22 protein-coding genes and 1 pseudogene are annotated in these 25,904 nt (G+C 69.2%); 12 read left to right on the top strand and 11 right to left on the bottom strand.

Annotation, left to right across the window (positions count from 1 at the left end; genetic code table 11):
* Positions 1–10: 10 nt before the first annotated feature.
* A complete protein-coding gene (locus tag ACZ6TI_RS45850) occupies positions 11–1,714 on the top strand; it encodes a ThuA domain-containing protein (protein WP_465351606.1) in 1,704 nt (567 codons plus the stop codon).
* 63 nt (positions 1,715–1,777) lie between these two features.
* On the opposite strand, the gene ACZ6TI_RS45855 is transcribed toward ACZ6TI_RS45850, so the two are convergent.
* Positions 1,778–2,275 carry an FCD domain-containing protein gene (locus ACZ6TI_RS45855; RefSeq protein WP_465351627.1) on the bottom strand — a complete coding sequence of 166 codons (498 nt, stop codon included), beginning with the start codon at positions 2,273–2,275 and terminating at the stop codon, positions 1,778–1,780.
* 88 nt (positions 2,276–2,363) lie between these two features.
* A pseudogene (locus tag ACZ6TI_RS45860) lies at positions 2,364–2,558 on the bottom strand (helix-turn-helix domain-containing protein); the annotation flags it as partial.
* Between the two features lie 105 nt (positions 2,559–2,663).
* Here ACZ6TI_RS45860 and ACZ6TI_RS45865 point away from each other — a divergent pair.
* Complete coding sequence (locus tag ACZ6TI_RS45865) at positions 2,664–3,353, top strand: FadR/GntR family transcriptional regulator (RefSeq protein WP_465351607.1); 690 nt, start codon at positions 2,664–2,666, stop codon at positions 3,351–3,353.
* A gap of 13 nt (positions 3,354–3,366) precedes the next feature.
* On the opposite strand, the gene ACZ6TI_RS45870 is transcribed toward ACZ6TI_RS45865, so the two are convergent.
* Genes ACZ6TI_RS45870 through ACZ6TI_RS45880 form a run of 3 tightly spaced genes read right to left on the bottom strand, consistent with a single transcriptional unit; the run spans position 3,367 to position 6,978 of the window.
* The gene (locus tag ACZ6TI_RS45870; RefSeq protein WP_465351608.1) at positions 3,367–4,401 is read right to left on the bottom strand and encodes an ABC transporter permease; all 1,035 of its coding nucleotides are present in this window, start codon (positions 4,399–4,401) and stop codon (positions 3,367–3,369) included.
* A complete protein-coding gene (locus ACZ6TI_RS45875) occupies positions 4,394–5,917 on the bottom strand; it encodes a sugar ABC transporter ATP-binding protein (RefSeq protein WP_465351609.1) in 1,524 nt (507 codons plus the stop codon). Before ACZ6TI_RS45875 ends, ACZ6TI_RS45870 begins: the two co-directional genes overlap by 8 nt.
* The gene (locus ACZ6TI_RS45880) at positions 5,914–6,978 is read right to left on the bottom strand and encodes a sugar ABC transporter substrate-binding protein (RefSeq protein WP_465351610.1); all 1,065 of its coding nucleotides are present in this window, start codon (positions 6,976–6,978) and stop codon (positions 5,914–5,916) included. The genes ACZ6TI_RS45875 and ACZ6TI_RS45880 overlap by 4 nt, the downstream gene beginning before the upstream one ends.
* 278 nt (positions 6,979–7,256) lie before the next feature.
* On the opposite strand from ACZ6TI_RS45880, the gene ACZ6TI_RS45885 reads away from it, so the two are divergent.
* Positions 7,257–8,009: a FadR/GntR family transcriptional regulator gene (locus tag ACZ6TI_RS45885; RefSeq protein ID WP_465351611.1), complete on the top strand. Its 753-nt coding sequence runs from the start codon at positions 7,257–7,259 to the stop codon at positions 8,007–8,009.
* On the opposite strand, the gene ACZ6TI_RS45890 is transcribed toward ACZ6TI_RS45885, so the two are convergent.
* Genes ACZ6TI_RS45890 through ACZ6TI_RS45900 form a run of 3 tightly spaced genes read right to left on the bottom strand, consistent with a single transcriptional unit; the run spans position 8,006 to position 10,982 of the window.
* Positions 8,006–9,007: an aldo/keto reductase gene (locus ACZ6TI_RS45890; RefSeq protein ID WP_465351612.1), complete on the bottom strand. Its 1,002-nt coding sequence runs from the start codon at positions 9,005–9,007 to the stop codon at positions 8,006–8,008. The genes ACZ6TI_RS45885 and ACZ6TI_RS45890 overlap by 4 nt on opposite strands.
* Entirely contained in the window at positions 9,004–9,831 is an 828-nt protein-coding gene (locus ACZ6TI_RS45895; protein WP_465351613.1) for an amidohydrolase family protein, read from the bottom strand. Before ACZ6TI_RS45895 ends, ACZ6TI_RS45890 begins: the two co-directional genes overlap by 4 nt.
* Positions 9,828–10,982 carry a mandelate racemase/muconate lactonizing enzyme family protein gene (locus ACZ6TI_RS45900; protein ID WP_465351614.1) on the bottom strand — a complete coding sequence of 385 codons (1,155 nt, stop codon included), beginning with the start codon at positions 10,980–10,982 and terminating at the stop codon, positions 9,828–9,830. The genes ACZ6TI_RS45895 and ACZ6TI_RS45900 overlap by 4 nt, the downstream gene beginning before the upstream one ends.
* Positions 10,983–11,846: 864 nt before the next feature.
* Here ACZ6TI_RS45900 and ACZ6TI_RS45905 point away from each other — a divergent pair.
* The 4 genes from ACZ6TI_RS45905 (at position 11,847) to ACZ6TI_RS45920 (ending at position 16,738) form a co-directional block, all read left to right on the top strand.
* On the top strand, positions 11,847–13,274 hold the full coding sequence (locus ACZ6TI_RS45905) for an endo-1,4-beta-xylanase (protein WP_465351615.1): 1,428 nt from the start codon (positions 11,847–11,849) through the stop codon (positions 13,272–13,274).
* A gap of 294 nt (positions 13,275–13,568) precedes the next feature.
* Positions 13,569–14,858, top strand: a complete 1,290-nt coding sequence (locus ACZ6TI_RS45910) for an ABC transporter substrate-binding protein (RefSeq protein ID WP_465351616.1) — start codon at positions 13,569–13,571, stop codon at positions 14,856–14,858.
* A 12-nt stretch (positions 14,859–14,870) separates the two neighbouring features.
* Positions 14,871–15,878: a carbohydrate ABC transporter permease gene (locus tag ACZ6TI_RS45915; RefSeq protein WP_465351617.1), complete on the top strand. Its 1,008-nt coding sequence runs from the start codon at positions 14,871–14,873 to the stop codon at positions 15,876–15,878.
* Between the two features lie 2 nt (positions 15,879–15,880).
* Positions 15,881–16,738 (top strand): carbohydrate ABC transporter permease, encoded by an 858-nt coding sequence (locus ACZ6TI_RS45920; RefSeq protein WP_465351618.1) that lies wholly within the window; start codon positions 15,881–15,883, stop codon positions 16,736–16,738.
* Here the strand turns inward: ACZ6TI_RS45920 and ACZ6TI_RS45925 are convergent.
* A complete protein-coding gene (locus ACZ6TI_RS45925) occupies positions 16,715–17,959 on the bottom strand; it encodes an MFS transporter (protein WP_465351619.1) in 1,245 nt (414 codons plus the stop codon). The two genes, ACZ6TI_RS45920 and ACZ6TI_RS45925, sit on opposite strands and share 24 nt — an antisense overlap.
* A gap of 169 nt (positions 17,960–18,128) precedes the next feature.
* Between ACZ6TI_RS45925 and ACZ6TI_RS45930 the strand changes: the two genes are divergently transcribed.
* The gene (locus ACZ6TI_RS45930) at positions 18,129–19,052 is read left to right on the top strand and encodes a diacylglycerol/lipid kinase family protein (protein ID WP_465351620.1); all 924 of its coding nucleotides are present in this window, start codon (positions 18,129–18,131) and stop codon (positions 19,050–19,052) included.
* 62 nt (positions 19,053–19,114) lie between these two features.
* Here ACZ6TI_RS45930 and ACZ6TI_RS45935 read toward each other — a convergent pair whose 3' ends face one another.
* Complete coding sequence (locus tag ACZ6TI_RS45935; protein ID WP_465351621.1) at positions 19,115–20,329, bottom strand: MFS transporter; 1,215 nt, start codon at positions 20,327–20,329, stop codon at positions 19,115–19,117.
* Between the two features lie 6 nt (positions 20,330–20,335).
* Positions 20,336–21,319: a sugar-binding transcriptional regulator gene (locus ACZ6TI_RS45940; RefSeq protein ID WP_465351622.1), complete on the bottom strand. Its 984-nt coding sequence runs from the start codon at positions 21,317–21,319 to the stop codon at positions 20,336–20,338.
* A 175-nt stretch (positions 21,320–21,494) separates the two neighbouring features.
* On the opposite strand from ACZ6TI_RS45940, the gene ACZ6TI_RS45945 reads away from it, so the two are divergent.
* The 4 genes from ACZ6TI_RS45945 to ACZ6TI_RS45960 are packed head-to-tail and all read left to right on the top strand — an operon-like array spanning position 21,495 to position 25,770.
* Positions 21,495–22,157, top strand: a complete 663-nt coding sequence (locus tag ACZ6TI_RS45945) for a DUF2291 family protein (protein WP_465351623.1) — start codon at positions 21,495–21,497, stop codon at positions 22,155–22,157.
* Positions 22,154–23,674, top strand: a complete 1,521-nt coding sequence (locus ACZ6TI_RS45950; RefSeq protein ID WP_465351624.1) for a sugar ABC transporter ATP-binding protein — start codon at positions 22,154–22,156, stop codon at positions 23,672–23,674. The genes ACZ6TI_RS45945 and ACZ6TI_RS45950 overlap by 4 nt, the downstream gene beginning before the upstream one ends.
* The gene (locus ACZ6TI_RS45955) at positions 23,674–24,747 is read left to right on the top strand and encodes an ABC transporter permease (protein WP_465351625.1); all 1,074 of its coding nucleotides are present in this window, start codon (positions 23,674–23,676) and stop codon (positions 24,745–24,747) included. The genes ACZ6TI_RS45950 and ACZ6TI_RS45955 overlap by 1 nt, the downstream gene beginning before the upstream one ends.
* A gap of 27 nt (positions 24,748–24,774) precedes the next feature.
* Complete coding sequence (locus tag ACZ6TI_RS45960; protein ID WP_465351626.1) at positions 24,775–25,770, top strand: substrate-binding domain-containing protein; 996 nt, start codon at positions 24,775–24,777, stop codon at positions 25,768–25,770.
* Positions 25,771–25,904: the final 134 nt, after the last annotated feature.

Here is a 25,904-nt window from a genome sequence, read left to right on the forward strand (position 1 = left end):
AGGAGGTTCCATGCGTAAGCTCTTGGCCGCCGCGACGACCCTGGTCGCCCTGGCGGCCGGCACGTGCACGGCATCGGCGGCGTCCGCGGCCGACACCCCCTACGACGTCCTGGTGTTCTCCAAGACGGCCGGGTTCCGGCACGACGCGATCCCGGTGGGCATCCAGACGATCCGCGATCTGGGCGCCGCCAACAGCTTCACGGTCACCGCCACCGAGGACGCGGGCGCCTTCACGACCGGCAACCTGGCCCAATACGAGGCGGTCGTGTTCCTCAACACCACCGGCGACGTGCTCAACGACGCGCAGCAAACCGCCTTCGAGGGGTACGTCCGCGGTGGTGGCGGTTACGTCGGTGTGCACGCCGCGGCCGACACCGAATACGGCTGGCCCTTCTACGGTCAGCTGGTCGGGGCATACTTCCACTCGCACCCGGCGATCCAGCAGGTAACCGCGCGGGTCGAAAACAGGGCGCACCCCAGCAGCGCCCACCTGCCGCAGGCGTGGACCCGCACCGACGAGCTCTACAACTATCAGAGCAACCCGCGCGGCAGCGCCCGGGTGATCGCCACCCTCGACGAGTCGACGTACTCCGGCGGCAACATGGGCGCCGACCATCCGATCGCCTGGTGCAAGACGGTCGACAGCGGCCGGTCCTGGTACACCGGTTTCGGGCACACCCAGGCCTCGTACGCGGAGGCGAACTTCCGCACCCACCTGCTCGGCGGCCTGCGCTACGCCTCCGGCCGCGCCAAGGCCGACTGCCGGCCCGAGACCGGGTACACCGCGCTCTACAACGGCAGCACCACCGGCTGGTCACAGTCCGGGCCGGGCAGCTTCACCAACAGCGACGCGACGCTCAGCTCGGTCGGCGGCATGGGCCTCTACTGGTATTCCGCCAAGCAGTTCACGTCATATTCGCTGAAGGCCGACTGGCGGCTGACCGGCGACAGCAACACCGGCATCTTCGTCGGCTTCCCCAATCCCGGCAACGACCCGTGGGTGGCGGTCAACCAGGGCTACGAGGTGCAGATCGACGCCACCGACGCGGCCGACCGCACGACCGGCGCCATCTACACGTTCAAGTCGGCCGACATCGCCGCCCGCGACGCCGCGCTGAACCCGCCCGGCGAGTGGAACGCGTACGAGTTGCTGGTCGAGGGTCAGCGGATCCGTGTGTACCTGAACGGCCGGCTGGTCAACGACTTCACCAACACCGATCCGGCCCGCAACCTGGACGGCTACATCGGCATCCAGAACCACGGCGCCGGCGACCAGGCCGCGTTCCGCAACATCCGGGTCAAGGAGCTGACCGGGCAGCCACCGGCGACGAACCTGGCGCTGAACAAGGCGGCCTCCGCGTCCAGCGTGGAGAACGCGAGCTATCCGGCGTCGGCGGCGGTGGACGCGTCGACGACGACTCGCTGGTCCAGCCAGTTCAGCGATCCACAGTGGATTCAGGTGGATCTGGGTGCGACGTACACGGTTTCTCGGGTGCGGTTGTTGTGGGAGGCGGCGTACGGGTCGGCGTACCAGATCCAGACCTCGACCAACGGCACGGCCTGGACCACGGCGCGATCGGTGACCGCCGGCAACGGCGGCGAGGACGACAACACCGGGTTGAGCGCACAGGCCCGCTATGTGCGGATCAACGGCACCACGCGAGGCACGCCGTGGGGTTATTCGCTCTACAACTTCGAGGTCTTCGGCAGCTGAGCATTGCGGCAGGCTGCTGCGCGCTCCCGGGCGCGCGGCAGCTTGCCGGAGTCATGAGCTCGCTCAGTCGGCCGAACCGTACGGCCCCGCGGTGTCCGGGTTCTTCGCCGGCCGGCCCGGCGAGCAGGACGAGTCGGGCAGGCGGACGAGATCGGAACGGTGGTCGACGAGGGCCGCGGCGAGTGCCGGCTGGTCGCGTTCGCGGATGGCGCGGGCGATGCGAACGTGGACGAGGATGTTCTCATCGATGACCGTGGCCGCGCCCGAGCCCGAGAACTCCGCCCGGACGAGCGTTCCGCGGACCAGCGTGACTATCGACTCGTACATGCCGGCCAGGACCGGCACGCGCGCGGCGCGGGCCACCGCGGTGTGGAAGCGCAGGTTGACGTCCAGGTAGCGGCGCGCATCCTCGCGCGCCTCGCGCAGTAGACCACCTCGGTGCCCTCCCGCAGACCCAGATGGACCGTCTCGTGGGTGCGTTCGTAGAGGTCCTCGAGGAAGGCGTCGCCACCTCGAGCAGGCCGCGCTCGACCGAGGCGCGCATGCCCAGCGTGAACAGATGCCCGCTGAGGTGGAACCGCCCGTTCACCCGGTCGAGCAGCCCGGCCACGACCAGCTCGGCGGTCAGCCGGTGCAGCGTCGCCTTCGGCAGGCCGGTGCGCCGCTGCAACTCCGCGAACCCCACGCCGCGATCGTCCGCGGTGAAGGCGTCGAGAATGGCCGCCACCTTCGCGATCACCGTCATCTCCGCTTCCCGGAATCCCGCTGGCAGTACGGATACCCGGACGGTCCCGTGGAGTGCCCGCACATCCGTCGCGTCCTGACGAGCACACCGGGCAGACATCTGTTGTTTGCCGGTCCGCACGGCTCAATGACTCGGCCGGCCGTGTCGCGGCGAGCACCCGATCCCACAGAGATATGATGATCGCCTGACATGCCGGGAGGTCGTGTGGCACTGACGGATGACGCGATCACCAAGATCCGCAGCCTGATCCAGTCGGGCGAGCTGCGCCCCGGTGAGCGACTCCCCCCGGAGCCACAACTGGCGACCCAGATGGCTCTGTCCCGCAGCGGGGTGCGCGAGGCCGTCAAGGTCCTGGAGGCGGCGCGCGTCCTGGACGTGCGGCGCGGTGACGGCACGTACGTGACCAGTTTGGCCCCGCAGCTCCTGCTGGAAGGCGTCGGTCTGGCCGTCGAACTCCTCCGCGACGACACCTTGCTGGAGGTCATGGAGGTCCGTCGCATGCTCGAACCGGTCGCGACCGGCATCGCCGCGCTGCGCATCTCCGACGCCGACCTGGCCGAGCTGGCCACGATCCTGGAGGACATGCGGGGCGCGGCCGACGACGCCGAGTTGCTCATCTCCTACGACGCGGCCTTCCACCGCAGGGTCACCGCGGCGACCGGCAACGAGACGCTGACGTCGCTGCTGGAGGGCCTGTCGGGACGGACTCTCCGGGCCCGCGTGTGGCGCGGCCTGATCGACGGCGGCTCCTCGCACATCACGCTCAGCGAGCACGAGGCGATTTTCCGCGCCCTGAGCCGGCGTGATCCGCTGCTGGCTCAGGCCAGCGCCCTGGTGCATGTCAACACCTCTGAGGCGTGGCTGCGGACAGTGCTCGCCGAGTCCGAAGACTGAGACTCCGTTCCCGTCAGGTCTGCGCCTTGCCGCCGGTGATCCGTGACACGACCAGCGCGACCAGGATGACGGCCCCGTTGAGGAAGTTGGTCCACTGTGCTGGGACGCCGGCCAGCGTCAGCACATTGATGATCATGAAGAGCAGCAGGACGCCGGTGAAGGCGCCGAAGACGGTTCCCTTGCCGCCGTTGAGGCTCACGCCCCCGATGACAGCAGCGGCGAAGACCTGGAAGATCGCGCCGTTGCCCTGTGCGGCCGGCACCGATGCCAGGCGTCCGCTGATCAGCAGCCCGGCCAGAGCAGCAAGGGTGCCGGCCACCACGAGGGTGAGCCACAAGACGCGGTCGGTGCGGATGCCGGCCGCACGGGCCGCGTCGACGTTGCCGCCGATGGCGTACAGCGACCGGCCGGCTCGCGTGAAGCCGAGGACCACGATCGCCACCGCGAACAGGACGAGCGAGATCCAGATCGAGGCCGGCACACCCAGCCACGAGGTCGACCCGAGATAGGTCATCGACTCGGGCAGCGCGAAGAAGGTCTTGCCACCGGAGATGCCGGTGAGCAGTCCCCGCAGCACGATGAGCATGCCGAGGGTGACGATGAAGCCGTTGAGGCCGAACCGGACGATCAGCAGGCCGTTGAAGGCGCCGATGAGAGCGCCGACGAACAGGACCACGAAGGGCGCCCAGCCGCTGGGCAGGGCGTGCAGCCCGAGCCCGTGGGTGACCAACGGGTCGACGACGAGCCACGCCGCGATGCCGGGCGCGAGGCCGAACGTCGACTCCAGCGAGAGATCCATCTTGCCGGTGATCAGGATCAGGGTCTCGGCGAGGACGACGATGGAGATCTCCGACATGCTCTGCAGCACGTTGATGATGTTGTCCGGCTGGAGGAAGACCGGACTCACGATGAAGCCGACGACCGCGACGGCGAGGATGGCCGGCACCAGCGCCAGGTCACGCAGGCGGGCGAGCCTCAACGTCCGCCGCGCACCGGACGGCGGCGCGGCGCTCGCGGCGGGCGCGGCGGTCGACACGGTGTCAGGCATGGTCTAGATCGACCCCTTCCATGGCGGCGACCAGGTCGTTGTCACGCCAGCCGGACGGCATGTCGTGCACGATCCGGCCCTGGAACATGACGAGTACGCGATCGCAGATGCGCAGGTCGTCCAGCTCGTCCGAAACGACGAGGACCGCGCTCCCGCGCCGGCGGACCTGCTCGACCACGCCGAGCAACGTCTGCTTCGATCGGACGTCCACGCCGGCCGTCGGCGTGATGAGCACCAGCAGCTTCGGGTCACCGGCCAGGGCACGGGCCATCACCACCTTCTGCTGGTTTCCCCCGGACAGATCGGAGACCGGCACCTCCGGGCCGGCGGCCTTGATGGCGAGCGCTTCGATGCTCGCCCGGGCCAGGTCGTCGCGCCGGGCCGGCGAGATCAGGCCGCGGCGGGTGATCCGGCCGGGCACGGTCATGGTGGAGTTCTCCGCGATGGACAGCATCGGCACGAGTCCCTGGCGGTGCCGATCCTGAGGCACCAGGCCGACCCCGGCGGCGAGGGCATCCGGCACGCTGCCCGGTCGCAGCGTGCGCCCGTCGACGATCACCCGGCCCGCGGCCGGAGCCGCCAGCCCGACCAGGACCTCGGCGACCTCCACCTTGCCGCTGCTGCTGCCGCCCGCCACCCCGACGACCTCGCCGGCCCGGGCCTGAAACGACGCCTCGGCGCCGGACGTGGTCGCCAACTCCTCCACCGACAGCAGGACCGGCGCATGCCGCGCCGTGGTGGTGCTCCGCGCCGCCTCGGGCAGGCTGACGTCCTCCCCCGTCATCGCCGTGACCAGCGCCGCGGAATCCAGCCCAGCGACCGAGCGGGTGAGGATGTGCCGTGCGTCGCGCAGAACCGTCACCTGGTCGCAGATGTCGTAGATCTCCTGCAGGTGGTGACTGATGAACAGGAACGTCACGCCGTTGCCGCTCAGGGTGCGGATCCGGTCGAACAATCGGCTGATGCCCGGTGCGTCCAGCTGCGCGGTGGGCTCGTCCAGGATGATGAAGCGGGCGCCGAACGACAGGGCCCGGGCGATTTCGACGAACTGCCGCTGCTCCACCGTCAACGCCGAGGCCGGCAGTCGCACGTCGACGTCGACCGACCAGGCGGCCATCAGGTCCTGGGCGGCGTCGCGCAGTGCGCGCCATCGAATCAGCCGGCCCGGACCACGGTCGTGCCGGTTGAGGAAGAGGTTCTCCGCGACCGTCAGCGCCGGGATGATGGTGGACTTCTGGTAGACGCAGGCGACATTGCGGCGCCACGCGCCCCGGTCGGCGACATCCGGCGCCGGGCGCCCGCCGAACAGGACGCGTCCGCCGTCCGGTTCGTGCAACCCGGTCAGAATGCTGACCAGGGTCGACTTGCCGGCGCCGTTGCGCCCGACGAGCGCGTGCGTCTCACCCCGGCGCACCACGATCCCGGCGTCGTCCAGTGCCAGCGTCGAGCCGAAGCGTTTGGTGATGCCCACCGCTTCGACCATCGGCGGCGCGCCGGTCTCCTCGAGTGCTGTCATGCGTTGTTGCCCCACAGGGTTTTGTCGTCGAACTTCACCGTCTTCTCGCCGCCGATCTCGGCTCCGTCCACGGTCACCAGCGGCGCGCTGAGCTGATCCTCGAGCACCCCGTCGCGGACCTTGATGATGGTGCTGTCGTGATCGGTCGGACCCGGCTGGAAGGTCCTGCCGTCGATGGCGGCTTTGGCGTAGAAGAGCCCGTACTCGGCGTACAGGTCGGCGGGTTGACTGACGGTCGCGTCGATCAGCCCCTCCTTGATGTCCTTGAGCTCTTCCGGGATGCCGTCGTTGGACACGATGAAGACGTGCTTCGGGTCCGACGGGGGCACCTGGAGGCCCTTCTGTTTGAGGACCTGCAGGGTGCCCGCCAGCGCGAAGGACGACTCCATGTAGACGCCCCTGATGTCCGGGTCGGAGGCGAGCCGGGTCTGCAGCTTCGAAGCCGCGACATCGCCTTTCCAGTCGGTTGCCTCGCCGAAGACGGTGATCCCGGGGAAATTCGTCTTCATGCAGTCGTTGAACGCCTCGGTCCGGTCGCGGCCGTTGATCGAATCCAGGCCGCCCTGGAGCATGACGACCTTGCCCTTGCCGCCGAGCTTGGCGCCGAGGAATTGGCAGGCCTTGGTGCCGTAGGCCCGGTTGTCGGCGCGTACGACCATGAAGACGTTGCCGGTGTCCGGCCGGGTGTCGATCGTGACGACCGGAATCTTCTTCTCCGACAACTGTTGCAGCGTCGGCGCGATGGCGGCGGTGTCCTGCGGGGCCATCACCACTGCCTTGGCTCCCTGACTGACCAGCGTCTGTGTGTTGGAGATCAGATTGGCGACGTCGTTCTGCGAGCTCGTCGACTTGAGCTGCACCCCGAGCTCGGTGGCCGACTGAGGCACGTACTTGATGTATGAGTTCCAGAAGTCGGTGTCGGACCTCGGATAGTCCACCCCGATGAGTGCGGGGGCCGGTCCCCCGGAGCTTTCCGCGGAATCGCGGTTGCACGCCGAGGTTGACGCCGTGGCGGCCAACGCGGCCACGATTGCCAGGGTGAGCGATGCGTTGCGGTTCATGCGGTTCCTTCCCGAGCGTTCGGGGAGTTGGCAGCGGCGCGTCGCTCCTGGCTCGTCGGCGCGGAAGGGCACGTCGAAAGCCGGCACGGGGCCGACGGGATGTCAAGGGTTGACGCCATCACGGATCGCTAGACATCAGATGTTAAGGTGAGATCACCGGGCGGTCAACGGCCTGAATCAGGCCCAGAACGGCGTTTGTCCCGCCTATTAATAAGATCTATCGGCCGGGATGGCCTTCTCCCGGAGTGTCCGGAAGGGCTGTCGGTAGGGTACGGACCATGACGGGCCCATCCGACGCGTTCAAGCTCCCGCCCCGGCGGCGCGCCGAGCGGCTGAGCGTCGCCGTCGTGACCGAGCTGGTCGAGCTGATCGTCACCGGGCAGTTGGTCGAGGGACAGGTGTTGCCGCCCGAGGGACCGCTGAGCGAGCACTTCGGCGTGAGCCGCACGGTGATCCGTGAGTCGGCCAAACGGCTCGAGGAGAAGGGCCTGCTCATCGTGAGCCAGGGCCGCGGGACTCAGGTGGCGCGGTCCGGGTCGTGGAACATGCTCGACCCGGTGGTGCTCTCCGCCCTCATCGACAATGACGAGTCGCTAGGGGTCCTGGACGAACTGACCGTGATACGGGGAAACCTCGAGTCCGCGATGGCCGGCACGGTGGCCGCCCGCCGCACGCCGGAGGAACTGACCCGCATCGAGCACGCACTGCGGGCGATGCGGGAGATGCTGCACGAGAGCGATTCGTTCCGTGAGGCGGACGTCGTCTTCCACTTCACCGTGATGGAGTTGTCGCGCAACCGCCTGGCCGAGAACATCACCAAACGCCTGTACCGTCGCGCCCTCGAAAGCAAGAGATATCAGGGGATGCAGTACGAAGGAGCGTTCGGCTCCACTCTCGACCAGCACGCGATGGTCGTCGACGCGATCGTCCGCCAGGACGTCGCCGCGGCGGAACAAGCGATGCGCGACCACATCATCGGATCCTGGCAACGACGCCGATTCGAGCCCGCACAGCGGGACCCGAAGGCCTAAGGCGCCGCGGCGAACACACTTCCCGCCGGGATCAGGCCGGCCGCGATCAGATCGCGCCACAGCTGCTCGGGGATGTCGGTGTCGAATCTTCGCCGATCCTCGTCGACCTCCAGCGGGGTGCGCATTCCGACGGCAACCGCGGCGACGGCCGGGTGCAGAAGCGGAAAGGCCAGCGCGGCGGCGGGCAGTTCGACATCGTGTCGCGCACAGATCGAGCCGATGTGCCGGGCTCGTTCGATCACCGCCGGTTCGGCGGCCCGGTATTCGTAGGTGGCGCCGGGCCCCGGCCGGCTGGTGGCGAGCAGACCGGTGCCGAAAACGGCGGCGGCGACGATCGGGACGCCGGCGCGCGCGGCCGGGCCGAGCACCGTCTCCAGGGCCCGGTGCTCGAGCAGTGAATAGCGGTTCGCCAGCATCACCACATCGACGAGGCCCTCGGAGATGATGCGGCCGAGGCCGGCGGTGGAGTTGGTCCCGATGCCGACGGCCTTGACCACGCCGGCGGCTTTCCACGGCGCCAGGGAGGCGAGACCCTCTCGGGCGGCGCCGTCCCAGGCCTGGTCGGGATCGTGCACGTAGGCGATGTCGATCGTGTCGAGGGCCAGCCGGGTCAGGCTCTGCTCGATCGAGCGCTCCACCCCGGCCGGGGAGAAGTCCCATCGCCGCACCAGGTCGCCGCGGACGGCGAAACCTTCCGTGTCACGGGCGGCCGGTCGCCGGTGGGGCACGAGCAGGCGGCCGACCTTGGTCGAGACCACGAACTCGGCGCGCGGACGCATGCGCAGCCCGCGCCCGATGCGGCGTTCGGAGAGGCCGAGACCGTAATGCGGCGCGGTGTCGTAGTAACGGATGCCCGCGTCCCACGCCCGTTCCATGGTCCGCTCGGCCTCGTCGTCGTCCATCGGCTCGGTGAAGTTGCCCAAGGGTGCGCCGCCGAAACCGAGAACACCACGGCGGGTACGGACACGGTCGAGCATCCGCGCGGCCTGCCCGCTCATTTTCCGATCCGGTAGAAGTCGGTCCCGGTGCCGGACAGGATGGCCGCACGCTCGGGCGGGCTCAGTTCGGCGATGAGCGTGTCCACCGTGATCCGCCAGTGGGAGGCGCCCGCGCCCAGTTGGGCAACCGGCCAGTCGGAGCCGTACATGAGCCGGGACGGGCCGAACGCCTCCAGGGCGACGTCGAATGCGCGCCGGACGGCGTCCGGGTCAGCGGACACGAGACCGGCCAGCCCGGACAGCTTCGCCCAGGTGTTGGGGTGGCGGGACAGTTCCCGCAGGTGCGCGGCCCACCCGTCGAAGTCGTCGGTGTCGGCGATGCCGCCGAGGTGATCGGCGACGAACCGGACGTCCGGGTGGGCTCCGGCCACTTTCGTGGCGAGCGGCAACTGCCACGATCGCAGGACCAGGTCGAAGCTCAGGCCGCGCTCGCCCAGCCGGGCCAGACCGGCTCCGACCGCGGTCCGGACCAGCCACTCCGGGTTCGGGTCGAGATGCACCAGATGGCGGATTCCGACGAGCAGGCCGGGCGCCACGGCGTCGAGTTCGCCGAGCTGCCCGGCCGCGTCGCCGGCGAGGTCGATCCAGCCGACCACCCCGGCGATGCGCGCTGTCCGGTGCCCCAGCAGGCGCCGGGTCTCGGCCATGCTATTGCTGGACTGCACCACAACAGCCGTGTCCGCGGCGGTCGAGTCCAGCATGCGTTCCAGCTCGGCGGGGTGGAAATCGCGGTCGATGGCCGGCATCGTCGCCGGGTCGATCCACGGTTGCGGATCGATGGACCGGTCCCAGTGGTGGACGTGGCAGTCCAGGGCCGGCGTCACGGCAGGTCACGCGGCGAGTCGGGGACCAGGCGCAGCCCGGCGCGGCCGGGACGAACGTGCGGGCCGACGTCCACCGCGAGCGCATCGGCGGTGCGGGCGGCCGCGATGCGGTCCTCGTCGACCCGGACGCCGATCCCCGGTTCGTTCCCGAGGATGATGCCGCCGTCGTCGTACTCCTGGTCCACCAGCAGGCCGATCGGCGCGGTGAGGCCCTGAACCTCGAACGCGAGATGATTCGGCACGGCCGCCGCCGCGTGCGCCAACGGGTTGGCGTGGTAAGCGACGGGGCTCACCGGAAGGTCACGGCCGTGCGCGACGGCGGCCACCCGGAGGAAATGGGTGATCCCCCAGACGTTGCCCACCTGCACGATGTCGACCGCGTCGGCGTCCAGCAGAGGCCGATACTGTTCGAGGCCGGTGAGGTTCTCGCCGGTGGCGACGCCGGCGCGGACGCCCCGGCGGACCGCGGCGAGCCCGGCCGCGTCCCAGCGGCGCACCGGCTCCTCGATCCAGGCGAGATCGAACGAGCGCTCGAGGGCCGCCACATAGCGGACGGCCTGCGAGCGGTTCCAGGCCTCGTTGGCGTCGAACATGAGCGCGGGACTCGTCGAGTTGCGACCCAGCACGTCGCGCAGGATACCCAGCCGGCGAAGGTCGTGGTCGAGGTCGCGGCCACCTTTGAGCTTGCCGGAGCTGAACCCGTGACCGGCGAACTCCTCGTACAGCCGGGAAAGGGCGTCGTCGTCGAGCGCGATGTCGAGGCCGGACGCGTATCCCGGCACGAACCGGTCGAGCGCGCCGAGCGTACGCCAGAGGGGTTCTTCCCGGGCTTTGGCCTTGATGTCCCACAAGGCCGTGTCGATCGCTCCGATCGCGCCGAACGCCGACCCCGCGTGCCCGGTCTTGAAAATCTGGGCCAGCATGCGGTCGTAGAGCGCCGACACACCCCTCGGATCCTGACCCTCGACCGCGTCGAAGACCCGTTCGACGTCGCTGTGCGGGCCGACGCCCACCCCCTCGATGCCCGCGTCGGTCTCGAGGATCAGCACGTGCACGTCGGTGCGAGGGCCGGACATCACTCCGTTGACGTCGCCGATCTGCCGCCCCCAGTCCTGCTCGGTCGTGAGGCTGCGGTATCCGGTGACTTTCACTGTTTCTCCTTGGCGGCAGGTATCCGACTCACTCCTTCGTGCCGCCGCCGTCATGCCGGCGACCAGGAAACGCTGGGCTAAATCCGCGCCGCGGCGAGCAGGTCCCGGATCAGCTGAGTTGACGGGGAAATCATCGCCAGGAAATATAAGAGCATACGTATGATGTTTGCAAGGTGCGTGCGCGCCGAGAGAAGGCCGAGAGAAGAGAGCCCCGGATGAGGGGTGCGGTTTCACCTCGGCCACGGCCGGCTGGACACGACGTCGGTCCTGGAGGCCCAGCCGCCCGGTCCGGGCGAGCTGCAGATCGCGGTCGCCTATTGCGGTAGTTCAGCGAGCAGATTGACGTCTCGCAGAGCGGCGGGCCTGTGCCGGCATCGGCGACGCCGGGGTTCTCGGTCGTCACGATCCTCCCGAGCGACGCAAGCTCGACAGGTACTGGTTGGCGATCACCGTGCTGGAGCCGCCCGCCAGGGCGGCAATCTTTCCCCGGCATGGCCCGTCAGCAGGTGTGCCACGAGCGCTGAGTGCGTCATCAATCTCCGCAAGTTTCGGAGGCTAAGCATCGCCGAAACCCATCCGAGCCCCTCGTCTTGCGACCATGGCAGAGCCGTCGAGGTAACAGAATCCCTGGCCACAAACAGATAATGCGAATTCTGATCGTTCGGACTTCCCGCATGGCTTCCGGAAGTTTTCCGGAAGCTATTGTTTCCGTGTTGCTGCGCATGTCAGCATGACGGCACATCGAAATGCATCGTTCTATGGTTCGCGGCGGATCCACCGATCCCCCACTGCACGCCGGCGGCTGGGCCCCCCGCCGGCGTGCAGTGCCCGGTGGCCGGGATCGGACCGAGAAGGGAAGCGATCGTGAAAGCCAGATCGTTGCGATCCGGACTGCTGATCGGCGGAGCCATCGCCGCCGTCGTCGCGACAAGTGTGGTCATGGTGACGCCGAGCGCGGACGCCGCAGCGAGCACGCTCGGCGCGGCGGCCGCGCAGTCGGGCCGATATTTCGGCACGGCCATCGCCGGCAGCCGGCTCGGTGACTCGACGTACACGACCATCGCCGGGCGTGAGTTCAACATGATCACGGCCGAGAACGAGATGAAGCCGGACGCGACGGAGCCGAATCGGGGTCAGTTCAACTTCAGCGCCGGCGACCAGATCTACAACTGGGCCACCCAGCGCGGGTTGCGGGTTCGCGGCCACACGCTCGCCTGGCACGCGCAGCAGCCGGGCTGGATGCAGGGTCTCAGCGGCAGCACCCTGCGCTCGGCGATGATCAATCACATCAACGGCGTGATGGGTCACTACCAGGGCAAGCTCGCCGCCTGGGACGTCGTGAACGAGGCCTTCAACGAGGACGGCAGCCGCCGTTCCTCCAACCTGCAGGGCACCGGCAACGACTGGATCGAGGTGGCCTTCCGGACCGCCCGCAGCGCCGACCCGTCGGTCAAGCTCTGCTACAACGACTACAACATCGAGAACTGGTCCTACGGCAAGACGCAGGGCGTCTACAACATGATCCGGGACTTCAAGTCGCGGGGTGTGCCGATCGACTGCGTGGGCCTGCAGACCCACTTCACCGGTGGCAGCTCGCTGCCCGGCAACTTCCAGACGACGCTGTCCAGCTTCGCCGCCCTCGGGGTGGACGTGGCCCTGACCGAGGTCGACGTCACGAACGCCTCGACCAGCCAATATGCCGGTTTGACACAGGCCTGCGTCAACGTGCCCCGCTGCATCGGCATCACCGTGTGGGGCGTACGCGACAGCGACTCCTGGCGCTCCGGCGAGAGCCCGCTGCTGTTCAACAACAGCGGCGCCAAGAAGCCCGCGTACGACTCGGTGCTCAACGTGCTCAACTCCGTCGGCCCCGCTCCGGACCCGAGCGACAGCACCTCCGTGCCACCGTCGCAGGGCACCGGCAACAGGATCGTCGGCGCCCAGTCGGGCCGGTGCGTCGACGTGCCGAACGCGTCCCGGACCAACGGCACCCGGGTCCAGCTCTACGACTGCCACAGTCAGTCCAACCAGCAATGGACTCTCTCCTCGAGCAGGCAACTGACCGTGTACGGCAGCGCCTGCCTGGACGCCGCCGGATCCGGCAACGGCTCGGCCGTGCAGATCTACAGCTGCAACGGGCAGAGCAACCAGCAGTGGAACGTCAACAGCAACGGCACCATCACCGGTGTCCAGTCCAGGCGCTGCCTCGACGTCTGGGGCACCGGCAACGGCCAACAGGTTCAGCTCTACGACTGCCACGGACAGGCCAACCAGCGGTTCAGCCTCAGCTGATCCCGATCCGATGACCACGGTGTGACGGCGCCATCCCCGTCACACCGTGGTCGTCGCCATGCGCCCGCAGCGGGATGGATTCGCCGTAACTTCCGGTGCTTCACAGTCGACAGCCGCGGCGGATCTTCAGGCGCGTCCGCGAACCTGCATTCAGCGGGGTTTCCTTGGCACACAATCGTTACGCGCGGTGTCCACTTCGTCCGGACCGACATCTTGACATGCCGATGCGCCTCTTCTTAGCGTGGTCGTAACATGTGAAAATCCACCGGAACTTTCGGTACGGAGGTGCGCTGAGTGGCACTCAAGAGGAAACTCGCCGTCGTTGCCGTGGTCGCGTTCAGCGCCGTGAGCGCGGCCGCCTGCGGGGGCGGCGACGACGACGGCTCCGACTCCGGCGGCAACGTCACGATGCAGCTGTGGGAGAACGCCACGACCGGCCCGGGCAAGGCGTTCTGGGACAAGGTCGCCGCTGATTACCACACCGCGAACCCGACGGTGACGATCAAGATTCAGACGGTCCAGAACGAGGATCTGGACGGCAAGCTGCAGACCGCGCTGAACTCCGGCTCCGCCCCCGACATCTTCCTCCAGCGCGGCGGCGGCAAGATGGCCGCGATGGTCGAGGCGGGCCAGCTCAAGGACATCACCGACGCCGTCAGCGCCGAGACCAAGGCGGCGGTGGGCGACGCCGTCCTCGGGGCCGGGTCACTCGACGGCAAGACGTATGCCATTCCGACATCGATCCTGCCCGGCGGTCTCTGGTACAGCCAGGACCTCTTCAAGGCGGCCGGAGTCGAGGCGGCGCCGGCCACCCTGGACGACCTCAACGCGGCGGTGACCAAGCTCAAGGCGAAGGGCACGCCGATCGGCCTCGGCGGCAAGGATGCCTGGCCGGCCGCGCACTGGTACTACTGGTTCGCGCTGCGGGCCTGCAGCCGGGCCACGCTCGACGCCACGGCCAAGAGCAAGACCTTCACCGACCCGTGCTGGACCAAGGCCGGCAACGACCTCAAGGCGTTCGCCGACACGAAGCCGTTCAACGACGGCTTCCTGACCACTTCGGCGCAGCAGGGCGCCGGAAGCTCGGCCGGCCTGATCGCCAATCACCAGGCGAGCATGGAACTCATGGGTGCCTGGGATCCCGGTGTGATCGCCGGCCTGACGAAGGACAAGAAGCCGCTGCCCGACCTCGGCTTCTTCCCGTTCCCGGCGGTTCCGGGCGGCCAGGGTGACCCAGCCGCGATCATGGGCGGCGCGGACGGCTACTCGTGCTCGGCCGACGCGGCGAAGGAGTGCCCGGCATTCCTCAACTACCTGGTCACCAAGGATGTGCAGGAGGCCTACTACAAGGCCTTCAACTCGCTGCCGGTCAACCGGGAGGCGCAGAAGGCGATCACCGAGCCGTACCTCCAGGCGGTGCTCGACGCCTACAACAAGGCGCCGTACGTCTCACAGTGGCTCGACACGGTGTACGGCCAGAACGTGGGCAACGCGCTGAACATCGGCGTGGTCAACATGCTCGCCGGCAAGGGTGACGTCGCCGGGATCATCAAGGGCGTGAACGACGCTGCCAAGAAGGGCTGAGGTAGCCCGACGATGAGCAGCGACTTCGGTGGCGAGACGGCAACGGTCACTGAGGAGGCGCCCGGACACAGCGGAGGCGGCGCGCCGACGTCGCCTCCGCTGCGTGCCCGCCGGCGCGGAATCGGCTGGGCCCAGCGGCTGGAGATCGCGGCGCTGTCCGGTCCGGCGATCGTGACGTTCGTGGCCTTCGTGATCGTGCCGGTGGCGCTGGCCGCCTACGTGGGCTTCTACCGGTGGAAGGGTTTCGGGGTCCCCACCGACTTCGTCGGCCTCGACAACTACGTTACCATCCTGCAGGACGGCCCGTTCCGCGCCGCGCTGTGGCACAACGCCCTGATCGTCGTGCTGTCGCTCGTTCTCCAAGGGCCGATCGCGGTCGGCTTCGCGCTGCTGCTCAACCAGAAGATGCGCGGGCAGTCGCTCATCCGGATCCTCATCTTCGTCCCCTACGTGATCGCCGAGGTCATCGTGGGGACGGCCTGGAGCCTCCTGCTCCAGACCAACGGCGCCGTCAACGACGTCCTGACGTCGATCGGTCTCGGCTCTCTCGAGCAGGACTGGCTGTCCAACCCGGACCTCGCCATCTGGACCCTGGGAATCATCCTGACCTGGAAGTATGTCGGGTTCGCGGTGATCCTGTTCCTGGCCGGGATGCAGAACATCCCGGAGGAGCTGTCCGAGGCGGCGGCGGTGGACGGCGCGTCGTTCTGGCAGACCCAACGGCGGATCACCCTGCCACTGCTCATGCCGACCATCCGGATCTGGGGATTTCTGTCGATCATCGGTGCCCTGCAGCTGTTCGACCTGGTCTACATCATCTGGGGCCAGTACGTCTCGTCGACGGCCGGCACCTCCACCATGGCGACGTACATGGTCACCGAGGGCCGCAACGCCGGCAACTACGGCTACGGCAGCGCGGTGGCCGTCGTGCTCTTCGTCATCTCCCTGGTGATCGCTCTTCTGTACCAACGTTTCGTGCTGCGCCGGGACACCGAGGGCGCGCTCACCGGAGGACGGTAGGAATGGCCACGACCGTGGATTCCCGGCTCGAGCCGAGGACGGGGAACGGCTGGGGCAACCCGATCGTCTACCTCGCGGCACTGTTGCTGATCGGCATCATGCTCGGACCGGTGATCTACATCATCATCGGCGGCTTCCGGACCAACTCGCAGATCACCGTCGACCCGGCGGGGCTTCCGCACCCGTGGGAGATCGGCAACTACACCGACATCCTGACCGGCGGAGTCTTCTGGCGTCAGGCCGGCAACTCGACGATCGTGGCCCTCGCCACCACCATCGGGGTCGTCGCGCTGGGCGTGATGGCCAGCTACGTGCTGGCCCGCTACCGATTCCGGGGGCGCGGAGCGATGTACGCCCTGTTCGCCTCCGGCCTCATGTTCCCGGCGACGGTCGCCATCACTCCGCTGTACATCCTGGACAAGTCTCTCGGGCTGGTGAACACCCTGCCCGGCGTCATCCTTCCGCAGATCGCCTTCGCGCTGCCGACGACGATCATCATCCTGGTTCCGTTCCTCCAGGCGATCCCGAAGGACATCGAGGAGGCCGCGGCCATCGACGGCTGCAGCCGTCTCGGCTTCTTCCGGCGGATGGTGCTTCCGCTGTCGGTGCCGGGACTGGTCACCGTCGGGATCCTCGCGTTCATCGGCAGCTGGAACAGCTATCTGCTGCCGCTGTTCATCCTCAACGACCAGGACAGCTTCACGCTGCCGCTCGGGGTGCAGGCCTTCTCGTCGCAGTACTCGGTCGACACCGCGAAGGTGCTCGCGTTCACCTCGCTGTCGATGATCCCGGCGCTGGTGTTCTTCAGCCTGTTCGAACGCCGCATCGTCGGCGGGCTAACCGGCGCGGTCAAAGGCTGAGCCACCAGACTCCGCTCGGGACTCCGTCTCGGTGAGCGTCCGCGGGCGCCCCACGAACCCCACGGCCGCCGCCCCCAACGCCGCCACCAGCGCAAACACGTAGAACCCCCAGGGATATCCGCTGTCCGCCGACAGCAGCGCCCCGATGATGATCGGCCCGACGATCGCGCCGATCCGCCCCACCCCGGCCGTCCAGCCCAACCCGGTGGCCCGGTTCGGCGCGTCATACATCAACCCGACGTACGCATAGACCAGAGCCTGCGCGCTGAACACGAACGCCCCGGTCACGAACACCGCGGCATAGAGCGGCAGCACCGGCATCTTGATGCTCAGCAGGGCCAGGAACACCGCCGCGAGGGCGAACCACGACAGCGTCGTCGGCCGGATGCCGGCGCCGTTGGCGATGCGGCCGGCCGTCAGCAGGCCCGCGATCGCGCCCAGGTTCAGGGTCAGGAGCAGGCCGAGACCCTGCTCCAACGGATACCCGGCGGTGATCATCAGGTTCGGCAGCCAGGTGTTCAGGCCGTACACGAGAATCAGGCCGAAGAAGGACGTGCACCAGAAGGCGATCGTCGGGCGGAGCATGCCACCCGCGAAGAGGGACCGGACCGGATTGCCCGCGGTGCGGCGGAAGGACGCCGACTCGGGCAGGTAGCGCCACATCAGCGGGGCGACGATCAGGCCGGGCACGCCGCCGATCGCGAACATCCAGCCCCACCCGTGGCCGCCGCGGCCCATCACCAGCAGGCCGAGCACCGCGGTCAGGATCGCGCCGACGTGGTAGCCGGTCATCACCAGCGTCGTCGCGCCGGCCGCCTTGCCGCGTCGGGCGAACTCGGTGGCCAGCGTGATCGCGGTCGGCAGGCAGCCGCCCAGGCCCAGGCCCGCGAAGAACCGGAAGGTGCCGAGCATCCCGATCGACGTCGCGAACGCGCACGCGATCATGAAGATCGAGAACAACAGGACCGACACGATGAGTACGCGGCGGCGCCCCAGATAGTCGGTCAGCGTGCCGATCACCATCGCGCCGATCGTCATGCCGACGAGTCCGGCGGTGGCGATCGCGGTCGCCCCGGCCGGCGTGATGTCCCAGACGTGGTCGCGCAGCAGCACCGGGATCACGGTGCCCAGCACCACCAGGTCATAGCCGTCCAGCAGCACCGCGGTCCAGCACAGCAGCACGGCCATCAGCCCGGCGCGCCGATCGGTTGTCACAGCCATCACGTCACGTTAAGAACCCCGGACCGCATCCGACATCGCTACATTCCACCCAGTGGAAGCCGGGTGAGAGCGAAGCAAGTGGTAGCCCAGCCGTGCATCCGCGCCTCGGATGGACGGCTCGACTACCACTGTGTGCGGCCATGGCGAGCGGGGCCGGTAGCCTTCGCCGGTGCGCACGAAGCAGGAGCTCAGCGAGGCGATCCGGCGGGACCGGCGGGCCGCCCTCGTCGTCAACACCCGGTCGCGGCGGGGCCGCCGGCTCTATGCGGACGTGCGGGCGCGCCTGCTCGCGGCCGGGGTCGAGCTGATCGCCGACAAGTCGGTCGAGGGTGACCTCGAGACGGCGCTGACCGCGGCCATCGACGCCGGCCCCGACCTGCTGATCGCCGGCGGCGGCGACGGCACGATCAGCACCGCCGGGCGGATGCTCGCCCACCTGGACCTGGCGCTGGGGGTGTTGCCGCTGGGCACCACCAACAACTTCGCCCGGACCGCCCGGGTGCCGCTCGGGCTGGACGACGCGGTGGCGACGCTGACCGGGGGCACGGTGGTCGACGTCGACCTGGGGCTGGCCGGCGACGTGCCGTTCACGAACCACGTCGGGGTCGGGCTGTCCGCCGATGTGATGCTGCGGTCGCCGCATCTGTTGAAGCGGGTTTCCGGGCGGCTCGCGTACCCGATGACGGCCTTGGCCCTGCTCACCCGGCACCGGCCGATCCGGGCCGTGGTCCGCGCCGGCGGGCGCGAGCACGTCTTCGAGACCCACCAGCTCTATGTGGCGAACGGCGGATTCCACGCCGGTCGCCCGATCACCGCGGACGCGGACGCCGACGACCGGCTGTTGGTGGCCTATGCGGTGGGCGGCGCGGCCCGGCATGAGCTGCTGCGCGAGACGGCGCGAAATGCGGCCACCGGGCATCGCCGGACGCTGCGGCAGGACCCGTTCCTCGCGGTCGGCGAACTGACCCTGGAGACCGACCGCCCGGTGCGCGTCGAGGTGGACGGCGAGCTGCGCGGCGAGACCCCGCTGCGAATCGGCCTCGACCCGAACGCGCTGCGGATCATGGCGCCGCCGGGAACTCCCGACCGTTGAGACCGGCCGGGCGGATCACGGCGCCGCCGGACACCCCCGACCGCTGAGACCGGCCAGGCGGATCACGGCGCCGCCGGGGACACCGAACCGCTGGGACCGGCCGGGCGGATCCACCAGCGCACGGCCGGGGCCAGGGCGGCGGTGAGCAGCGCCGAGGCCAGCAGGCCGCCGCGGGCGTCGAGGGCGACGATCAGCGGGCCGGCCACGCCGAGGCCGACCGGCGCGGCGATGGTGATGCCCGCGGAGTAGAGCGTGACCACCGGCTGCTGCTCGTGTTCCGCCAGGTTGGCCTGCAGAAAGGTGAAGGCGATCGCGACGAACGGCCCGTAGATGGCGCCGCCGGCGAAGAGGGCGGCGGCCGCGATCGGGATGGTCGGCGCGACCGCGAGCACGGCCAGCGCCGCCGCCCAGCCGGCGATGACGGCGACCGTGGCGGTCTGCGGGCGCAGCCGGCGCAGCTGGTTGGTCAGCAGCGCGCCGATCAGCGCGCCCACGCCCAGACAGGTCCAGAGGATGCCCAGGGCGCGCGCGTCGCCGTCGAGATCGTCGGTGACGAGCAGTGGCAGCGCCACCTCCACCGGGCCGTAGAGCAGGTCGAACAGGAAGACCACGACGAGCAGGCGAAGCGCCAGCGGGTGGTGTCGCAGGATGCGCCAGCCCGACCTGGTCTCCTCCGCGGGCGGCGCCGCGGAGGTGCGCGCGGCGGCCGCGGCGAGCACCAGCGTCGCGTAGCAGCAGCCGGCCACCCCGAGCGCGACCTCCGGTCCGAACGCCGCCGACACCAGGCCGCCGACGGCCGGGCCGGCGACATAGAGGGCGAGGCTGTCCGAGACGCCGAGCAGGCCGTTCACCGAGAGCCGCAGGTCCGCGCCGCCCATGCCGGTGGCCAGCAGGCGCCGCCCGCCGGCCGACAGCAGCCGCAGCGCCGAGCCGGCGAAGAGCACCACGATCAAGGACAGCAGTGACAGCCGGCCGAGGGCGGCGAGCACGGCCACCCCGCCGAACGCGATCGCCCGGGTCACGCCGTCCGCGGCGACCACGGCCCGCGGGTGGTAGCGGCGCCGGCTCACCCCGAAGAACAGCGTTACCGCGATGGAGAGCACGAACGGCGCCGCGGTCGCCGCCGAGATCGCGACCGCCGGTTCCAGTCCGCCGCGCAGCTGCAGGGCGAGCAGCGGCAGCGCGACGAAACCCATCCCGTCGCCGATCTTGGAGACGGCGTCGCCGCCGATCAGCGTGGCCAGGCGCCGGTCCCGCAGAACCTCTCGATAGGACAACGTGGCTCAGGCGCGCAGCAGGTGGTCCGCGGTGGCCTGGTCGGTGATCAGCACGCTCAGCCAGCCGCCCAGCAGCGCCGCCCGGATGGCGTTCCACTTGCGCTCGCCACCGGCCACGCCGACCCGCCGAGACACCCGTTTCAGTGTGTCCACCCCGATACCCAGCACCCGGTCGTCCAGATCGGACGGGATGTGCCGGCCGGTCTCGTCGAAGAAGCGCATGCACACGTCGCCGATCGCGCCCTGGTCGCGCAGCCGGTGCTCCTCGGAGTCGGCGATCGCGTTGCCGCTCTGCCGCAGCAGGGTGGACGGCTCCAGGCTGCCCACGCCGACCAGCGCCACGGTCAGGTCGTCCCAGGCCTTGATCACCTCGGCGATGGACGGCTCCTGGACCAGCGCGTCGCGCATCTCGGGCCGCGCCACCAGGCCGGGCGCGACCAGATAGACCGCCTCCGCGCGGGTGTTCCGGGCCAGCCCGCCGGTGAGCCGGGTGGCCAGGCTCTGCGCGGCGCTGGTGCCGACTCCACCCAGGATCTGCACCACCCGCTCGGCGGCCAGGCTGGGCGCCGGATGCATGGCGTCCACGGTGGACAGCAGGGTGGCGCTCCACGAGGAGATGCCGATCCGGTCGTCCCGGGAGAGCGTGGTCTCCAGATAGACGGCCGCCGCGGCGGAGATCGCCTGGGTCACCGCGAGCTCGTCGGTCAGCCCGTCGGTGTCGGCCACCACGACCTCGCTCAGGCCGTACTTCTGCTCGACCGCCTCCTCCAGCTCGGCGTGCACGCCGCGCGGGGTGACCACCGCGGTACGCACGATGCCGGTCGCCACCGCCTGCTTGAGGAGCCGGGAGACGCGTGGCTGGGAGATGTGCAGGTGCGCGGCGATCTGCGGCTGCCGCATGCCGCGCTCGTGGTACATCCGCGCGACCTTCGTGAGCAGCCGGATGTGCTCCGACGGCACCCCGATGTGCGGGTCGACCCCTGGGCTCACCTGCGCCTCCCCTGTTCCGTCGCCGAAGCGTAACCATGCCGCGCCGCCACCCGGACGGTGGACCGGGATCCGCCAAACAGCCGGTACGGACCCGATCCGTCGCGGACCGTTGACAACGGCGACATCACGAGTTCACAGTATGAGCATGTCCAGTCGCAAGTGAATGGATATTCACATGATTCTTCGGCGTCGCCCTCCGGCACTGCTGCTCGGCCTGCTGCTCCTCGCGGTGCTTGCCGGCTGCAGCAAGGTCCCGGGGATCTACGTGTACGAGAAGGCCGGCACGCCCCAGGGCGGAGCCGCCGCTTTCGACCCGACGACGTACGTGGAGGGCATCTGGGCGTCCAAGATCGTGCCGACCGTGCATGACCAGGCGACGGACGTGACCACCGTGGCCGCGGCCATCGCCGAGGACCCGGACGCGGCCGGCGAGCGGTACGGCAAGCGGTCCGGCACCGGCAGCCCGTACGCGTTCATGGTCAGGGGCGAGGGCACGGTCACCAAGATCGACACCGACGCGCCGACCGGACCGCTGACCGTGCAGGTTCCGGCCGACGCGGGCGGCAAGGCGGTCACCGTCTCGATCGCCACCGGCCCGGTCATCCCCGGAACGGCCCTGCGCGACGGGGTCGGCTTCATCTCGTTCGGCGACTTCACCAACCAGATCGACTACGCGAACGCGGCCACCCAGATCAACGCCCGGGTGAAGACCGACGTGATCGCCAAGGCCGACGTCCAGAACCTGGTCGGCAAGAAGATCACCTTCTACGGCGCCTTCTCCGCCCTGGCCCCGGGCTCGATCTTCGTGATCCCCACCGAACTGCAGGCCGCGGGATGAACAACGATCAAGTGCTCATCGCCCGGGGCGTGAGCAAGTCCTACGACGGCGTGCGCGCGCTCAAGGACGTCACCTTCACCGCCTACCGCGGCAAGGTCAACGTGCTGGTCGGCGAGAACGGCGCCGGCAAGTCCACGCTGATGAAGATCCTGTCCGGCTCGGAGACGCCGACCAGCGGCGAGATCCTGCTGGACGGCGAGCCGGTGCAGCTGGGCACGCCCCGGGACGCGCAGGCCCTCGGCATCGGGATCATCCACCAGGAACTGAGCCTGTTCCCGAACATGACGATCGCCCAGAACATGTTCGCCGGCCGCGAATTACGAAAAGCCGGCCGCTTCGTCAACGACGCCGAGCAGCGCCGCCGCACCCGCGAGGTGCTCGGCCGGCTGGGCCAGGACCTCAACCCGGACGTCCTGGTCGGCGACCTGCCGATCGGTCAGCAGCAGCTGGTCGAGATCGGCCGGGTGCTGCTCGAGGACGTCCGTGTGCTGATCATGGACGAGCCCACCTCGGCGCTGTCCAACCACGAGGTGGACGTGCTCTTCGAGGTGATGGGTGACCTGCGCGCCCAGGACGTCACGGTCATCTACATCTCGCACAAGCTGGACGAGTTCCGCCGGATCGGCGACTTCGTCACGGTGTTCCGGGACGGCGCGCTGGTCGCGCACGAACAGATGAGCAGGACCGACACCGCGTGGATCGTGCGGCAGATGGTCGGCCGCGACCCCGACTCGCTGTACGTCCGCAACACCTCCCCCACCGGCGACGTGCTGCTCGAGGTCACCAACCTGACCGCGCTCGGGCCCACCCGGCCGTTGGTCGACGACGTCTCGCTCACCGTCCGGGCCGGCGAGGTGGTCGGCATCTACGGCCTGATGGGCGCCGGCCGCACCGAGCTGGTCGAGTGCCTGATGGGCGCCCGGAAGGCGGACGCCGGGGAGGTCGCGATCCGAGGCAAGGTAGCGAAAAATGCCACGGTCCAAAAAAGGATGCAGGCTGGGCTGGCCCTGGTGCCCGAGGACCGGCAGCGCGACGGCCTGGTCCAGACCATGTCGGTGCGGGACAACATCCTGATCGCCACGATCGACAGGTTCACCCGCGGCGGGCTGCTGCGCGGCGGCCGCGAGCAGCAGACCGCCAAGGACAAGGTCGCCGAGCTGGCCATCAAGATCCCCGGTCTGGCCGCCGCGGTCACCTCGCTGAGCGGCGGCAACCAGCAGAAGGTGGTGCTGGCCCGGGCGCTACTCACCGAGCCGGTCGTGCTGCTGCTGGACGAGCCGACCCGCGGCATCGACGTCGGCGCCAAGGCGCAGATCGCCGCCCTGATGGCCGACCTGGCCGCGCAGGGCTACGGCGTGCTGTTCATCTCGTCCGAGCTGGCCGAGGTGATCGCCATGGCTGACCGGGTGCTGGTGATGGCCCGGGGCCGCATCACCGCCGAGTTCACCGCGGCGACCGTCACCGAGGAGGCCCTCGTCAGCGCCTCCGCTTCCGACCACGTCCTGGAGGCCTCCTGATGACCGGCACCGACGTCGCGAAGCAGGCTCAGGCCGAAGCGCCGCCTTCCGCGCCACCTTCAAGAAGCGCCAAGGCCGCGCTGCTGCTGCTCCGCGGCCGCACGCTGATCGTGCTCGTGATCCTGGTGATCTTCTTCAGCGCGATCTCGTCGGAGTATCTGACGCAGAGCAACCTGATCCTGATGACCAAGCACGTGGCGATCAACGCGATCCTCGCCATCGGGGTCACCTTCGTCATCCTGACCGGCGGCATCGACCTGTCCGTCGGCTCGATCGCCGGCCTGGCCAGCATGATCGCCGGCGGCCTGCTGTTCAGCGGGCTGGACGTGGGCGCCGGCCAGATCTTCTTCTCGGTGGCCGTGGTGATCGTGATCGGCATCCTGGTCGGAGCGGTGGTCGGCGGGCTCAACGGCGTGCTGATCACCCGCTTCAAGGTGGCGCCGTTCATCGCCACGCTGGGCATGCTCTATGTCGCCCGCGGCGCGGCCCAGCTGCTCAGCAACGGCGGCACTTTCCCGGACCTGTCCGGCACGCCGGCGCGCGGCAACGAGGGCTTCGGATTCATCGGCGTGGACAGCATCCTGGGCATCCCGGTGGCGGTCTGGATCATGGTGGTGGTCGCGGCCGCGGCGATCATCGTGACCACCCGCACCCCGTTCGGCCGCCGGGTCTTCGCGGTCGGCGGCAACGAGCGCGCGGCGGTGCTCTCCGGCATCCGGGTCAACCGGGTCAAGATCGCCGTGTACGTGATCTCCGGCTGCTGCGCCGCCCTGGCCGGCCTGCTGCTCACCTCCGAGCTCGGCGCCGCCTACCCGGACACGGCCACCACCTACGAGCTCAACGCGATCGCCGCGGCGGTCCTCGGCGGCACCGCGCTCAGCGGCGGCCGCGGCACCATCATCGGCACCGTCATGGGCGCCTTCGTCATCGGCTTTCTCAGCGACGGCCTGGTCCTCGTCGGCGTCTCCACCTTCTGGCAGTCGGTGGTCAAGGGCGCCGTGATCATCTTCGCGGTCATCACCGAGCAGGCCCAGCAACGCCTGCAGACCGGCCTCAACAAACGAACTGCGTAACGAACCCCGTCCGAGAAAGGCATACCCATGAAGGTTTTCCGTAGGTTCGTGCTGCCGGTAGGCACTGCGGCACTGCTTGCCCTGACCGCCGCCTGCGGTGGCGGGGACGACACCGCAGCCTCCGGTGGTGGAGAGTCCGCGGCGCCCGCCGCGAGCAAGCTCATCGTGATCATCACCCCGTCGCCGGACAACGTGTTCTTCAAGGCCGAGCAGGAGGCCGCGGACGCGCAGGCGAAGAAGCTGGGCTACGAGACGCTGGTGCTCAGCCACGACGACGACCCGACCAAGCAGAGCCAGGAGATCGACACCGCGATCTCCCGCAAGGCCGCGGCGATCATCCTGGACAACGCCGGCGCCGACTCCTCCGAGGCGGCCATCCAGCGCGCCAAGGACGCGAGCATCCCGACCTTCCTGATCGACCGTGAGATCAACAAGACCGGGGTGGCGGTGGCCCAGATCGTCTCGAACAACTCGCAGGGCGCCGGCCTCGGCGGCCAGGAGTTCGCCAAGCTGATGGGCAACAAGGGCGAGTACGCCGAGCTCACCGGCAAGGCCACCGACACCAACGCGGGCGTCCGCTCGCAGGGCTACCACGGGATCCTGGACCAGTACCCGGACATGAAGATGGTCGCGCAGCAGAGCGCCAACTGGGACCAGGCCGAGGCGCTGCAGAAGACCCAGACGATCCTGCAGGCGCACCCGAACATCAAGGGCATCATCGCCGGCAACGACACGATGGCCCTGGGCGCCTATGCCGCGGTGCAGGCGTCGAAGAACAAGGACATCATCGTCACCGGCTTCGACGGCAGCCCGGACGTGGTCAGCTCGATCCTCAAGGACGGCATCAAGGCCACCGTGCTGCAGCCGGCCAGCCAGATCTCGCAGATGGCGGTCGACCAGGCGGACGCGTACATCAAGGCGGGCGGCAAGACCAGCCAGCCGGAGAAGCAGTCGGTGGACTGCGTGCTGGTGAACGCCGACAACGCCAAGACGGTCACCAACTTCGCCGTCAGCGGCTCCTGATCCCCGGTGGGGGGGGCGGGGGGGCGCCCCCCCCCCCCCCCCCAAAAGAAACCCCCCCTCGTCCCCAACCCCCCCCCCCCCCCACCCTCGCCGCAAGTTCCCCCCGAGCTCACCAAGGACGCCCACCCAGACCC

The sequence above is a fragment of the Actinoplanes sp. NPDC051388 genome (genome assembly GCF_055586225.1).